Source organism: Pseudomonas proteolytica (assembly GCF_007858275.1).
GTDB lineage: Bacteria > Pseudomonadota > Gammaproteobacteria > Pseudomonadales > Pseudomonadaceae > Aquipseudomonas > Aquipseudomonas proteolytica.
The window spans coordinates 95,333-109,835 of sequence record NZ_VFEV01000006.1 but is presented as its reverse complement, the minus strand read 5'-3'; the positions used below and the strand labels follow the sequence as shown (position 1 = coordinate 109,835).

The 14,503-nt window shown below is 62.9% G+C and carries 11 protein-coding genes; 7 read left to right on the top strand and 4 right to left on the bottom strand.

Translation table 11 applies throughout. The annotated features are described in order from the left end of the window. Positions 1-52: 52 nt before the first annotated feature. The gene (locus tag FIV38_RS06400; RefSeq protein ID WP_092232680.1) at positions 53-2,401 is read right to left on the bottom strand and encodes a TonB-dependent receptor; all 2,349 of its coding nucleotides are present in this window, start codon (positions 2,399-2,401) and stop codon (positions 53-55) included. A 155-nt stretch (positions 2,402-2,556) separates the two neighbouring features. Between FIV38_RS06400 and FIV38_RS06390 the strand changes: the two genes are divergently transcribed. Further along, entirely contained in the window at positions 2,557-3,501 is a 945-nt protein-coding gene (locus FIV38_RS06390) for a LysR family transcriptional regulator (protein ID WP_092232677.1), read from the top strand. Positions 3,502-3,690: 189 nt separating this feature from the next. Then, on the top strand, positions 3,691-5,295 hold the full coding sequence (locus FIV38_RS06385) for an alkaline phosphatase family protein (protein WP_092232674.1): 1,605 nt from the start codon (positions 3,691-3,693) through the stop codon (positions 5,293-5,295). A gap of 137 nt (positions 5,296-5,432) precedes the next feature. Here FIV38_RS06385 and FIV38_RS06380 read toward each other — a convergent pair whose 3' ends face one another. After that, positions 5,433-6,338 carry a TauD/TfdA dioxygenase family protein gene (locus FIV38_RS06380; protein WP_029299503.1) on the bottom strand — a complete coding sequence of 302 codons (906 nt, stop codon included), beginning with the start codon at positions 6,336-6,338 and terminating at the stop codon, positions 5,433-5,435. 181 nt (positions 6,339-6,519) lie between these two features. On the opposite strand from FIV38_RS06380, the gene FIV38_RS06375 reads away from it, so the two are divergent. Beyond that, positions 6,520-7,440: a LysR family transcriptional regulator gene (locus FIV38_RS06375; protein ID WP_092232671.1), complete on the top strand. Its 921-nt coding sequence runs from the start codon at positions 6,520-6,522 to the stop codon at positions 7,438-7,440. A gap of 275 nt (positions 7,441-7,715) precedes the next feature. Here the strand turns inward: FIV38_RS06375 and FIV38_RS06370 are convergent, their stop codons facing one another. Further along, entirely contained in the window at positions 7,716-8,717 is a 1,002-nt protein-coding gene (locus FIV38_RS06370) for an ABC transporter substrate-binding protein (RefSeq protein ID WP_092232668.1), read from the bottom strand. Positions 8,718-9,004: 287 nt separating this feature from the next. On the opposite strand from FIV38_RS06370, the gene FIV38_RS06365 reads away from it, so the two are divergent. From FIV38_RS06365 to FIV38_RS06355, 3 genes are read left to right on the top strand one after another with little or no spacing between them, the layout of a single operon-like run. Beyond that, positions 9,005-10,603 carry an ABC transporter permease gene (locus FIV38_RS06365; RefSeq protein WP_092232665.1) on the top strand — a complete coding sequence of 533 codons (1,599 nt, stop codon included), beginning with the start codon at positions 9,005-9,007 and terminating at the stop codon, positions 10,601-10,603. After that, a complete protein-coding gene (locus FIV38_RS06360) occupies positions 10,600-11,415 on the top strand; it encodes an ABC transporter ATP-binding protein (protein ID WP_029299497.1) in 816 nt (271 codons plus the stop codon). The genes FIV38_RS06365 and FIV38_RS06360 overlap by 4 nt, the downstream gene beginning before the upstream one ends. Before the next feature lie 15 nt (positions 11,416-11,430). Next, a complete protein-coding gene (locus tag FIV38_RS06355) occupies positions 11,431-13,041 on the top strand; it encodes an arylsulfatase (RefSeq protein WP_092232662.1) in 1,611 nt (536 codons plus the stop codon). Positions 13,042-13,169: 128 nt separating this feature from the next. On the opposite strand, the gene FIV38_RS06350 is transcribed toward FIV38_RS06355, so the two are convergent. Continuing rightward, positions 13,170-13,856 (bottom strand): Crp/Fnr family transcriptional regulator, encoded by a 687-nt coding sequence (locus tag FIV38_RS06350; RefSeq protein WP_029299492.1) that lies wholly within the window; start codon positions 13,854-13,856, stop codon positions 13,170-13,172. Positions 13,857-13,939: 83 nt separating this feature from the next. Between FIV38_RS06350 and FIV38_RS06345 the strand changes: the two genes are divergently transcribed. Continuing rightward, positions 13,940-14,464, top strand: coding sequence for an Mpo1 family 2-hydroxy fatty acid dioxygenase (locus FIV38_RS06345; protein ID WP_029299490.1), 525 nt, complete (start codon positions 13,940-13,942; stop codon positions 14,462-14,464). The last annotated feature ends 39 nt before the right edge of the window (positions 14,465-14,503 follow it).

The following is a 14,503-nucleotide window of genomic DNA, read 5'->3' as shown; positions in this document are numbered from 1 at the left end:
CCGCGTCGTCTGGGCGTTCTTCGCGAGCAAGCTCGCTCCTACAGGTATGCACTCAAAAATCGTAGCGGCCGGTCACGCCCAGGGTGCGCGGGGTGCCCAGTAGCCCTTCATAGCCACCGTTGCCGCCTGTCCACAGGGTGGTGTAGTAGGTTTTGTCGAAGGCGTTTTTCAGCCATAACGACACATCCCATTGACCCTGCTGGAAATCGCCACGCAGGCCGGTGGACAGGTTGACCAGCCCATAACCGGGAATCTGCCCATAGTCCGAATCCTCGACTGTGCCCACCGCCTTCGAACGATAGGCATAGCTGGCGGTAACGTAGGGTTCGAAGCCGTTATCCAGGTTCCATTTGTATTCGCCGTTGGCGTTGGCAATCCACTTCGAGGCACCCACCACCTGATGCCCGCTGAGGTCGCACGAGGCCGGTGCACCAGGGCGCAGGCTGACTTCCGGTGGGCATGGCGCATCTTTGTACGACAGGTAACGCACATCGTTGAACGAGCCGTTAAGGTTCAGCGTCAGGCCGCGGATCGGCACCAGGGTGCTTTCCAATTCCACGCCACGGGAGCGTACGGAGCCGGCATTGGTCAGGTACTGCACGCGGTTGCCGTAGTCGTAGGCATTGGTCTGGTAGCCATTGACCTGGGTCCAGAACAGGTTGGCGTTGAGTTGCAGGCGACGGTCCCACAGGGTGCTTTTAAAGCCCAGCTCGGCGTTGTTGGCGCGCTCGGTGCCGATCAACAGTGAGTCCGCACCAGCGGTCGGGGCCGAGCCTACCGCCAGGTTGACCCCACCGGATTTCTCGCCATGGGACAAGGTCGCATAGCCCAGCACGTCATCGCTAAAGCGATAACTGAGGTTCAGCAAACCGGACGGGCTGGTGCTGTATTGGTTGAGGTCGCCGGAGTCATACGCGCCCGTGCGCCCATTGCGCGCAGTGGCCGCCGCGCCACTTACGGCTGCGCCCCCCACGGGTGCATTGCGGCTGACCCAGGCGCTTTTTTCTTCATAGGTGCCGCGCAGGCCGGCAGTGAAATCCAGGCGTTCGGTCAGGTGCCAGGTGCCTTGGGCGAACAGGGCAAAACTGTCGGTGCGGATATGCCCGTTGCCGATGCTGGTGACATTGCTCAAGGCCCCTGTCGGCGTGCCGTTCCAGATATCAGCCTGGGGTCCGTAGTAGGCGAAGGATTTGTTGTCCAGATCAGAACCGAAGTAGTAGGCGCCCACCACGTAATCGAAGAACCCACCGGTCGGCGACGCCAGGCGAAATTCCTGGGACCACTGTTTGTCTTCCACCGACACGCCAGCGTTGTAGGACGCCGGCACGTTGAGACCATCGTCGTTGCGCGGGGTGAAATTCCACCAACGATAGGCGCTGACCGACGTCAAGGTGAAGTCGCTGGGCAGGGTCCAATTGGCCTCCAGCGAGGTACCGCCCTGGAACACCGTGACACGCTGGTCGTTGTCCAGGTTGACCTTGCGGTCCGCGCCGTTGACCAGGGTCGCCCCGGCTGCATCCGCCCGCGACTGGTAGAGGTTGGTGCCATTGATGGTCGGCCCGGTGCTGTACAACACGCGGGTGCCGGCGCTGGAGGCCTCTTCGTTGTAGTCGCCGATCCAGCGCAGGTTGAAGGCCTCGTTGGGCTTGTACAGCAGTTGCCCACGAAAGCCCTGGCGTGAACCGCCGTTGAGGTCGTGTCCGTTGTATTCGTTCTTGATATCGCCATCGCTGCGGGTGCGATAGGCGGAAAAGCGCCCGGCCAATTCATCGTTGAGCGGCCCGGAAATCGTGCCCTTGGTCTGGAAATAGCCGTCTTCGCCCACCGACGTCTCGATGCTGCGCTCCGGAGTAAAACTCGGCGCGCGGGTGCTGATATTGATCACCCCGGCCGTGGTGTTCTTGCCGAACAGGGTGCCTTGCGGGCCGCGCAAGACTTCAAGCTGCTCGATATCCATCAGGTCGAATACCGCCATGCCCGGGCGCCCGAGGTACACGTTGTCGATGTACAACCCGACACTGCCTTCCAGGCCATCGCTGGCCGGGTTATTGCCCAGCCCGCGGATCGACACACTGGACTGGCGCGCATGCATGTAGGCGACGTTGACGCTGGGCACCAGTTGCTGCAAGTCCTGGATCCGATAGACCCGCTGGCTCTCCAGGGCCTGGCCGCCGATCACGCTCATCGGCGTGGGCACTTCCTGGGCGCTTTCGGTGCGGCGGCGGGCGGTCACGGTGACCGTCTCCAGTTGCCCGCTGGCGCTCTCGCCCTTGGGCACCGGGGCGGCGGTTTCGGCGGCCTGGCTCGGCGTCCAGCCGGCACTGCCCGCCAGCAACAGCGCCAGGGGCAGGCGTTTGAGCCGCCAGAGGGAGGACGGTACAACGGGCTTCGACACACTCATAAGCGGCTCCGGTCGTGCGGAATATGTACTGCCACATATTCCATAAAGTTATTTATTTATGTTTTTACAAACATTTACTGCATAAGAGATAGCCTTTATAAGGAGTCGACCTAATGCATAGCCAATGCATTTCCCCGATATTTTTAATGTGAAAAATGCATATCGACCTGCGCCAGCTCCGTCACTTCATCGCCCTCGCCGAACAGCGCAGTTTTGTCGCCGCCGCGACCACGGTGAACCTGTCGCAATCGGCCTTCAGCCGCAGCATCCAGGCCCTGGAGCACAGTGCCGGTTGCCAACTGGTGGATCGCGGGCGCAAGGACTTGGCCCCGACCAAACAAGGCCAGGTGCTGCTGGAACATGCGCGGCGCCTGGTCAGTGGCGCGCAGCAGTTGGCCAACGAGATCAGCCAGTTCAATGGCCTGGAAGCCGGCGAGCTGCGCTTCGGTTGTGGCCCGGCCCCGGCAGCCGGCCTGATCCCGCGCGCCATCGGCAGCTTTATCGGGCGCTACCCCAAGGCTCGTGTGCAGTTCCAAGTGGATGATTGGCAAAGCCTGGGCAAGCGCCTGCTCAGTGAAGAGTTCGAATTTTTTGTCGCCGACACCCGCCACTTCGAAGCCAACCCCGACTACCACACCCACCGCCTGCGCCCGCGCAAATGGCATTTCTGCTGCCGCAGCGGACACCCGCTGGCCCAGCGCGAAAGGGTCAGCGCCGCCGAGTTGATGAGTTATCCCCTGGCCGTGACCATCCGCCCCCCGAACCTGCGCAAGGTCATCGTCGACCTCAGCGGCCGGCCCGACTACACGCCCAATGTCGAGTGCGAGAACGGCTACAGCCTGCTGGGGGTGGTGCTGCGTTCCGACGCCATCGGTATCGTCAGCGCCAACAGCGATGCGCTGCACCTGACCCGGGGCGAGCTTGTGCGGTTGACGATCGAGGGGTTGGCCGAGGACCTGGAGGAGCGCTACACCCGCTATGGCATCGTCAGCCGCGCCGGGTATCGGCTGTCACCGTTGGCCGAGGCGATGATCGAGCAGATCAAGCAGGTGGATGAGCAGGATGACGAGGTGTGTTCGCTGGAGAATGTTGCGGTCTGAGGGACCGCTATCGCAGGCAAGCCAGCTCCCACAGTGGAATGCGATCAACCTGTAGGAACCGGCTTGCCAGCGACGGCACCAGTCGTCACACCCATGCGCCGACTGCATAAACCCCATTCCCCAAATGCACTTGCCTCAACCCCCTCCAACCGGCGAAAACCCTCACCTGCCCCTCATCCGGTGATCCCCATGCCCCATGTGCGCAACGTGCTCTACATCATGTGCGACCAACTACGTCGCGATTACCTCTCCTGCTACGGCCACGCCCATCTGCACACCCCCAACATCGACCGCCTGGCCGCCGCTGGCGTGCGTTTCAGTCGCGCCTACACCCAGGGCACGATCTGCGGGCCGTCGCGCATGTCGGCCTATACCGGGCGCTATGTCAGCAGCCATCAAGTGGCCTGGAACGCGGTGCCGCTGCCCCTCGAAGAGCTGACCATCGGCGACTATCTGCGCCCCCATGGCATCCGCACCGCGCTGGTGGGCAAGACCCACGCCACGCCCAATCTCGATGCCCTGCAACGCCTGGATATCGACCCCGACAGCGCGCAGGCGCAGCCCCTCAATGAGGTGGGTTTCGAAGCGTATTTTCGCCATGACGGCATCTTCCCCGACAGCCCACTGTTCGCCGATAAACGCGAGTCCGCGCCCTATACCCATTACCTGCGCGCGCAAGGTTACGCCGGCACCAACCCTTGGCATGAATGGGCCAATGCCGCCGCCGGCGATGCCGGGGAGGTGCTGAGCGGTTGGCAGATGCGCAACGCCCACTTGCCGGCGCGGGTGGACGAGGCGCATTCGGAAACGGTCTACACCACCGACCGCGCCCTCGACTTTATCCACGAACAAGGCGAGCACCCCTGGTGCCTGCACCTGTCGTACATCAAGCCGCACTGGCCCTATATCGCGCCCGCGCCGTATCACGCGCTGTATGGCGTCGATCAGGTGCAGGCAGCGGTTCGCGCCGAGCCTGGGCAAGCCAGCGATCACCCGGTGTACCAAGCCTTCCGCCAACACCAGGAGAGCCTGAACTTTTCCCGCGATGAGGTGCGGCTGCGGGTGATTCCCACCTATATGGGCCTGATCAAGCAGGTGGATGACCAACTCGGTCGACTGTTCGATGTGCTGCAAAGCACAGGTCGCTGGGATGACACGCTGATTGTGTTCACCAGCGACCATGGCGACTTCCTCGGCGACCACCAACTGGGCGAAAAGGAGTTTTTGCTGGAGCCGGCGGTGGGTGTGCCGCTGATTGTCCGCGACCCACGCGCCGCGGCCGATATCAGCCGGGGCACGGTGGATCGGCGCCTGGTGGAAACCATCGACGCCCTGCCCACCTTCCTTGAGGCCCTGGGCTTGCCGAGCGCCGAGCATCGTCTGGAAGGCCGCTCATTGATCCCCCTGCTGCATGGGGTAGAAACGGACTGGCGCCGCTACGCCATCGCCGAATACGACTACGCGTTCCAGGCCCCGGCCCGCGAGCGCCTGGCGCAGCCGATCGATCGCTGCCGCATGACCATGGTGCGCAGCGAACGCTGGAAATACCTGGCCTATGACGGCTTTCGCGCGCAACTGTTCGACCTGGAAAACGACCCGCAGGAACTGCACGACCTGGGCGCAGACCCGGCGTACGCCCAGGTGCGCGAAGTGCATCAGGGTTATCTATTCGAATGGCTGCGGGGTTTGAAACGGCGCACCACCATCAGCCACGGGGAGATTGAACTGCGTGGCCAGCGGTTTCGTTATGGTGAGCCAGAAGCGGAAAAGGTGGTGCAGATCGGGGTTTGGTAACCCCCCAAATCCCCTGTGGGACGCGGGCTAGTGTGGGAGCGGGCTTGCTCGCGAAAACGGTATGTCAGTTAACAACTGTGTTGGCTGATCCGCCGCTTTCGCGAGCAAGCCCGCTCCCACATTTGATATGTGGTGGGCTACAAGCCTTTGGTGGTCTGGCTGCGCTGCCCCTGCACGCTCACCGGCACATCACCCTTGAGGGTCACGCGGCGCACGATGCGTTCCTGGGTGCCGTAGTCATCCACCGCGTAATGCTGGGTGGCGCGGTTGTCCCAGATCGCCACATCGCCGGTGCTCCAGCGCCAGCGCACGGTGTTTTCCAGGCGGGTGACGTGGCTTTGCAGCAGGTTGAACAGGTGTGCGGAATCGGCCTGCGAGTAACCCTTCAGGCGTTTGACGAAATGCCCCAGCAGCAGGGTCTTCTCGCCACTGACCGGGTGCACACGCACCACCGGATGCTCGGTCTCGTACACCGTCGAGGTGAAGATCTTGCGGTACTCCTCAAGCTTTTCCGGCGCCACATCCGGCTTGCGCGCGGCGTAGTCGTATTCGTTGCTGTGCACCGCCCACAGGGTGTCGGCCAGGGCGCGCACTTCGGCGGTCAAGTCGTTGTAGGCGCTGGCGGTGTTGGCCCAGACCGTGTCGCCACCCGATGCCGGCGCCAGCACCGAACGCAGGATCGAGGCCTTGGGGTACGCATCGACGAAGGTCACGTCGGTGTGCCACGAGTTGGCGCGCTGACCACGCCCGCCGTCCAGTTCCATCAGAAAACGCGTGCCATCGCGCACCGGTACCGTGGGGTGGGCAATCGGCTCGCCGAGCAAATGGGCGAACGCTTCCTGGCTCTGGTCATCGAGGTGCGCCTGCTCGCGAAAGAAGATCACCTTGTACTGCACCAGCGCTTGCTGGATGGCTTCGATGGTGGCGGCGTCGAGGTCGCCGGACAGTTTGATGCCCCGGATCTCGGCACCGATACGCCCAGCGACCGGGTGAATATCCAGCGCCAGGGCGACGGGTTGAACAGCGAGTGCGGCATTGCTCATTGGATGACCCTCATGTGTCTGCTTACGGTGGGGTGACGCTGCGCCAACGCTCTATTCATATGCAATTTAGGTCTAGCAAATGAACGCATGCTTCGTTGACGGAATAAGAGCTTGCATTTAAAACCTCAGCTCCCCTGGTCGCAAATGCCTTCGACCTATTTTTAAAATGCCGGGAAAGCATATGGATCTTCGCCAACTGCGCTACTTCATCGCCCTTAACGAACACCGCAGTTTTGTTCGTGCGGCCGACGCCATGGGCATCACCCAGCCGGCGTTCAGCCGCAGCATCCAGGGCCTGGAACAGGAGTTCGGCTGCGTGCTGGTAGACCGTGGCCACAAGGATTTGCGCCCCACGCCGGAGGGCCAGGTGGTGCTGCAACATGCCCTGAGCCTGGTGCATGGCGCCGCGCTGCTGAGCAGTGAAGTGACGCGCATGACCAAGCTCGACGCCGGCGAACTGCGCTTCGGTTGTGGCCCGGCGCCCGCCGTGAAACTGGTGCCGGATGCGGTGGCGCGTTTCGTCAACGCGCACCCGAAAATCCGCACGCGGTTCCAGGTGGATAACTGGGAAACCCTGAGCCGCAGCCTGAGCCGGGAAGAGATCGAATTCTTTATCGCCGACATCCGCCAGTTCGAAGCCGACCCGAACTTCCAGACCCAGGCGCTGACGCCCAAGCGAGGGGTGTTTTTCTGCCGGCCGGGGCACCCGCTGCTGGCCAAGGACAGCCTCTCGACCAACGACATGTTCGACTACCCGCTGGCGTCGCCGCTGATCTCCCAGGGCATTCGCAAACTGCTGGCGAACCTCAGTGGGCGCATGGACTTTTCACCGAGCATCCAGACCGAGCACTTTGCGGCGCTGGTGAAGATCGTGTTGCAGTCCAACGCCATCGGCGTGGGCACCGAGGAAGCCTTTGCCGAGGACCTCGCCCGCGGCGCGCTGGTGCTGCTGCACTGGCGCAACCTGCCGCAGAACATGGAGACCATGAGCGCGCGTTGCGGGATAGTCAGCCGCACCGGCTCACGCTTGTCGCCGGCGGCCAAGGCGATGATCGAGACGTTGGTGGCGGTGGATCGCCAGGAAGTGGATGTGGCGGTCTGAAGGGCGCCATCGCAGGCAAGCCATCGGTATCTACACAACTTTCAGAAACTGACGAACTCCCCCGTGGCGAGCGGGCTTGCCCCGCGCTGGGCTGCGAAGCAGCCCTAAACCCGGCCATCGCGGTTTATCTGAAGAAACGCGGCGGGCTTTTTGGGGCTGCTTCGCAGCCCAGCGCGGGGCAAGCCCGCTCGCCACAATAGCCCTCTCTGCACGGGTTTATGCGCTGCGGCAAATTTGTGTAGGCTGCGATGAGGCCCGTTCAGGCACTGTAGATTTCAGATCCCAGCCGCCGCCAACCCCGGCACCAGCCAATCACTGACCTGGAACGGCTTGCGAATCAGCCGCTCCTTCGACGCCAGGTCCACCGCATCCTGCAGCTTGCCCAGGAACACCGGATCCAGGGTCGATGGGAAAATCTCGCTGAGTTTCTGGTCCTTCAAATCATTGGTCAGAATCACCGGCGGATAACTCGCCAGCCCCGACACCAGCTCGATATACGCCTGCTTGTTGTTGTCATCGGTCAACCACTGCACCGCCTGCTGCTGGGCCTTGAGCAGCTTGGCCACTACCTCGGGATGGGCGTCGACAAACTTGCCACTGCCCACCAGCACCGCCTGCACGCTGCCCGCGCCACCCAGGTCCTTGGTGGTCAGGGGGATTTCGGCCAGGCCCTTGGCCTGCAGTGAACTCAGGTTCGACCCGCCCCAGGTGGCATCGATCTGCTTGGCGGCCAGGGCGGCCACGGCGGCGTTGAAATCCAGGTTGATGATTTTCAGGTCCTTTTCACTCAAGCCCTGGCTGGCCAGGGCGCCGTTGAGGGACAGTTGGGTAGCCGTGCCGCGAAACACCGCCACGCGCTTGCCCTTCAGGTCCTGCAAGGTTTTGATCCCCGAACCCGGCACCACACCCAGGTACTGTTTTACCCCGCGAGCGGTGGCGCTCAGCAGCCGGGTGTCGAGTCCATTGGAGCGGCCGATGATCGCGGCCAGATCGCCCAGGTAAGCCAGGTCTACCTGGTCGTTAGCGAAGGCTTCATTGATCACAGGGCCGGCGCCCTTGAAGTAATTCCACTGGATCTTGATGCCCTGGTCGGCGAAGGCTTTTTCAAAGATCTGCTGGCTCCTCAGGACGTCCGTCACGCCGCCCCCACTGTTCTGGGTGCCGGCACTCAGGTCGGGCACGGCAATACGGATTTCCTTGAGGTCGGCGGCGTGCACCAACCCGGCGAGCGCCGTGCCGGCGACCAGGGTGATCAAGCGTTTAAAGGGCAGTTTCATGGGGTGTGCTCCTGTGGGCGACGGTGGCCTGGGGAGCAGAAAGTACGCACAACGGGAACAAAACTTTAAATACTATAAATTCACAATTTAATAACTTTTTGGACTATGTAGCCGCAGACGCCGGTTCCAGAGGGTTATGCATCAACAGCATGGAAAATATTCTTCAAATGCATTGGATGCGTGTCGGGCAGAGGCTTTAAATGGTTTTTCTTATCCCTAAATAATCTTGATTGTTTATTTATAAGATCAAAATCACATAACAAACCTGCCGACCACGGAGGTCTTCCATGGCCCGAATCTCACTGTTGAGCCTGCCCTTGGCCGCTACGCCAAAGGGCGAGCAGACCCACTGGCCGAACCTGAGTGAACGCCTGCTGCCATGGTTGCTGCCACTCACGCTGTTTGCGCTGTGGTGGCTGGCCAGCCGTCAGCATTGGATGAGTGAACAAATCCTGCCGGCGCCCGCGCTGGTCTGGAGCAGTGCCGTGGAACTGGCCGGCGGCGAGTTGTGGAGCCACTTGGCGATCAGCCTGCAACGTCTGTTTTGGGGGCTGTTGGCCGGCATCGGGGCCGGGGCGTTACTGGGCGCGCTGCTGGGTTTCAGTGCCCGTGCCGAACGCCTGGTGTTCCCGACGTTCAGCGCCCTGTCGCAAGTCCCGACCCTGGCGTGGATCCCGCTGTTCATGGTGTTTTTCGGGATTGGCGAAACCCTCAAGCTGGTGGTGCTGGTCAAGGCGATTGTGGTGCCCGTGACCCTGCACACCCTGGTCGGCGTGCGCGATGCCCAACCCGGTTTGCGCGAGGCCGCGCGCGTGCTGCGCTTGCCCAGCCACCTGTTGATCCGTCGGCTGATCCTGCCCGCCGCACTGCCCGCGTTCATGGCCGGGGTACGCCTGGCCCTGGCCGCCGGCTGGACCTCGCTGCTGGCCGTGGAGCTGCTGGCCTCCAGCGAAGGCATCGGCTACCTGATGGTCTGGGCGCGGCAGTTGTTCATGCTCGATATCGTGTTTGTGTGCATCGTAGTGATCGGGGTGCTGGGCGTGGCGATGGATCGCGGCATTGGCTGGCTGGACCGCAAATGGGTGCATTGGCCCCATCCGGCGACCGCGCAGATCCGCCGTGGCCCGCGCTACCAAGGCTGGCAACGCCTGCAACCCTGGTTGCTGCCCCTGAGCCTGTTGGCGCTGTGGCAGGCGGCGACGGCCCTGGACTGGGTCGATCCCAATATCCTGGTCAGCCCTTGGACCGTGCTGTACACCACCGCCAGCGGCGTATTCGATGGCAGCCTGCTCAGTGCACTGGGCAAAAGCCTGGGACGCACCTTGAGCGGTTTGCTCCTCGGCGGCGGGCTGGGTTTTGCCCTTGGTCTGTTGTTGGGCCTGTCGCGCCGCAGTGAGCGAGTGCTCGGCCCGACCCTGGCGGCCCTGCGCCAGATCGCGATCTTTGCCTGGGTGCCGCTGCTCACCGCCTGGTTCGGCCTGGGGGAGTTGGCCAAGTCGGTGTTTATCGCCCTGGCCGCGTTTTTCCCGCTGTTCATCGCCACTCAACGCAGCGTGCTGAACCTCTCGCCGCTGCTCAATGAAGCCGCCCAGGTGCTGCGCCTGAGCCTGGCCTTGCGCCTGCGTCGCCTGGTGTTGCCAGGGGCGGCGGCGGGGATTTTCGCCGGGCTGCGCCTGAGCCTGATCTACGCCTGGCTGGGCACCATCGGCGCCGAATATTTCATGCCGTCCAATGGCGGTATCGGCAGCCTGATGATCGGCGCCCAACAGCTGCTGCGCATGGACCTGATCATGAGCGGCATGCTGCTGGTCGGTCTCACCGGCGCGGCACTCAACCTTATCGGCCAACGCATCGAAACCCGCGCCACGCGCTGGAGACACGCATGACTGCACCTATTGTCAGCTTCAACCATGTGGGCAAGACCTTTGACGTCGATGGCTTCGAGCTGGAGGCCATCCGCGAATTCAACCTGGATATTGCCGAAGGCGAGTTCGTCGCGATTGTCGGTTCCAGTGGCTGCGGCAAATCCACGTTGCTGCGCCTGCTGATCGGCCTGGACACGCAGTTTCGCGGCGAGATCCGCGTCGATGGCAAGGCCGTGGAAGGCATCGGCGGCGAGCGCGGCATCGTGTTCCAGGAACACCGTCTGTTCCCATGGCTGACGGTCGCGCAAAACATCGGCCTGGGCCTGGTCAACGAGCCGTTGAGCGAGGCCCAGCGCCAACAGCGCATCAGCGATTTTATCGAGCTGGTCGGCCTCACCGATTTCACCCGCGCCTACCCGCACCAATTGTCTGGCGGCATGGCACAACGGGTGGCGATCGCCCGTGGCCTGGTGGCCAGCCCGCGCATCCTGCTGCTGGACGAGCCCTTCGGCGCCCTCGACGCCCTGACCCGCCAACAGATGCAGGATGAACTGCTGGCGATCCGTGCCCGCGCGAAGATCACCACAGTGCTGGTGACCCACGATGTGGAAGAGGCGATTTTCCTCGCCGACCGCGTGGTGGTGATGGAGCCCCGGCCTGGGCGGATCAAGCAGGTGGTGGATATCGCCCTGCCCCATCCGCGCCAGCGCAGCAGCTTTGACTTCCACCAATTGCGCGAAGAACTGCTGCACGAACTGATCAGCGACGACCACTACCAACCGCCGCTGCCGGAGCAGATCCGTGACCTGCCCCTGGCCTTTATTGCCTGCTGATTGAGGAATGTCTTGATGCCGCAACGTCCCAACTTTCTAGTGATCCTGGCCGATGACATGGGCTTCTCCGACCTCGGCGCTTTTGGCGGGGAAATCGCCACGCCGCACCTGGATGCCCTGGCGCTGAACGGCCTGCGCCTGACCGACTTTCACACCGCCCCCACCTGCTCGCCGACCCGTTCGATGCTGCTCACCGGTACCGACCACCATATCGCCGGGATCGGCACCATGGCCGAGGCGCTGACCCCGGAGCTGATCGGCAAGCCGGGCTACGAAGGCTACCTCAACGACAAGGTGGTGGCCCTGCCCGAACTGCTGCGCGAGGCCGGTTACCAGACCTTGATGAGCGGCAAATGGCACCTGGGGCTGACGGCGGAACTGGCGCCCCACGCCCGTGGTTTCGAGCGTTCGTTCTCGCTGTTGCCGGGGGCGGCCAACCACTACGGTTTCGAGCCGCCCTACGACGCCAGCACGCCCGGGCTGCTCAAATCCACCCCGGCGCTGTACATCGAGGACGACACCTTCGTCGAGCAATTGCCCGAGGGCTTCTACTCCTCCGATGCCTTTGGCGACAAGCTGCTGCAGTACCTCAAGGAACGCGACCAGGCCCGGCCCTTTTTTGCCTACCTGCCGTTTTCCGCGCCGCACTGGCCGCTGCAGGCGCCGGTGGAGATCGTCGATAAATACCGTGGCCGCTACGACGCTGGCCCCGAGGTACTGCGCCTGGAGCGCCTGGCAAAACTCAAGGCCCTGGGGCTGATCGATGCCGACGTCGAGCCCCATCCGCTGATCGAGCTGAACACCCAATGGGCGGCTTTGAGCGATGAACAACGCCAGGTCTCGGCGCGGGCCATGGAGGTTTATGCGGCGATGGTCGAGCGCATGGACTGGAACATTGGCCGGGTGGTGGAGTACCTGCGCCAGCAGGGGCAACTGGACAATACCTTTATCCTGTTCATGTCCGACAACGGTGCCGAGGGCGCGCTGCTGGAAGCCTTCCCCAAGTTCGGCCCCGAGCTTCTGACCTACCTCAACCAGCACTACGACAACAGCCTGGGCAATATCGGCCGCGCCAATTCCTATGTCTGGTATGGGCCATCGTGGGCCCAGGTGGCGACGGCACCTTCGCGCCTGTTCAAGGCCTTCACCACCGAAGGCGGGATTCGTGTGCCGGCGCTGGTGCATTACCCGCAGTTGCCACTCAAGGGGCAGATCAGCCATGGCTTCGGCACGGTGATGGACATCACCCCGACCATTCTCGACCTGGCCGGCGTGCGCCACCCCGGCAAACAGTGGCGCGGCAAGCCGATTGCACCGCTGCGGGGCAAGTCGTGGCTGGGCTTTTTGTCTGGGGAAACCGCGCAGGTGCACGACGAACATACCGTCACCGGCTGGGAGCTGTTCGGACGCCGGGCGATTCGCCAGGGGCAATGGAAGGCGGTGTATATCCCGGGGCCCGTAGGGCCGGCGACCTGGCAGTTGTATGACCTGGGGCGTGATCCTGGGGAGATCCATGACCTGGCCGTGAGCCAGCCGGAAAAGCTGGCGACCTTGATTGGGCACTGGCAGCAGTATGTGGAGGAGACGGGGGTGGTGCTCAGTGCTTCGCCGTTTCAGCCGGACTGAGGTTTTGTAGTGCCTGTTAGGGCCCTTTCGCGAGCAAGCCCGCTCCCACATTCGACCGAGTACATTCTTTGGAATGCGATCGAATGTGGGAGCGGGCTTGCTCGCGAAAGGGCCCTAACAGGCACCGCCTACCCCTGCGCCATCTCTCGCAACCTTCCTACATCAAGTATCTCAATCTCACCATACCCCAACCGCACAACCCCCTGCTCTTGCAACGCCTTGAGCAGCGTATTGGTCGTCTGGCGCGATACCCCCAGCATCGCCGCCAAGTCCTCCTGCGCCAATTGCACCACACGCCGCGAGCCATCGATCTCGCCATACCCCTCGGCGATCATCCACAACCGATGGGCTACCCGCACTGACGCGGGCGCAAGGCTCAACTGCTCGATATTGATAAAGCTCAGCCGCAACTTCTGGCTCATCAGCAAGGCCATGTCCCGCCAATAGGCCGGGCTTTGCGCAAGCAGTTGCAGCATCGCCGCCTGCGGTACCTGCAACAGGGTGCAAGGCCCGACCGCGCACGCGTCGTGGGTGCGTGGCAGGCCGTCGAACACAGCGATTTCACCGAACCAGAAAGGCGCCTGCGCCAGGCTCAGCAACGCCTCCTTGCCCTGCTCGTTCACCGCGCTGATGCGCAGGCTGCCCTCCAGCACCGCGTACAGGCCGCACGGTGGGTCGCCACGCTTGAACAGCACCTGCCCCGCCGTCAGCTGCCGCACGCGGGCGTGGGCCAGCAGACTATGCTGCAAGGGAGCAGGCAGATGACGGTACCAGTGGCCGCTGGACAGCCGTCCATGCCAAGACTCTGCGTCCATGAGAACTCCAAAGATTGTCGCCCAGTTGACAGTTTGTCGCAGTCCTACAGGGCATGATCAAGCATCCTACAGGAGGAATAACAATGAAAAGCCTCGTCGACCATCTGAGCCAATACGCCGCCTACCACCGCGACCCGCGCAACATCGCCAGCCACTTTATCGGCATCCCCATGATCGTCGTCGCCGTCGCCGTGCTGCTGTCACGCCCCGAATGGACGGTGGCCGGCCTGTGGCTGTCGCCGGCGGTGTTGCTGGCGTTGTTTTCTGCGGGGTTCTACCTGCGCCTGGAACTGGCGCTTGGGGTGTTGATGAGCGTGCTGATGGGCTTGTCGGTTTGGGCTGGGCATGTGCTGGCGGCGCAAAGCACGCTGGTGTGGCTCAGCAGCGGTATCGGCCTGTTTGTGGTGGGCTGGGTGATCCAGTTTGTCGGCCATTACTACGAAGGGCGCAAGCCTGCGTTCGTCGACGACGTGTCCGGGCTGATCGTGGGGCCGTTGTTTGTGGTGGCGGAGTTGGCGTTTCTGGTGGGGTTGCGCCATGAGCTCAAGCGGCAGATCGAGGAGCGGTCGGGGCCGGTGGCCGTGCGTCACAAGAACGCCACGGCCTGAGAAGCACCGGTAATCCAAATGTGGGAGCGGGCTTGCTCG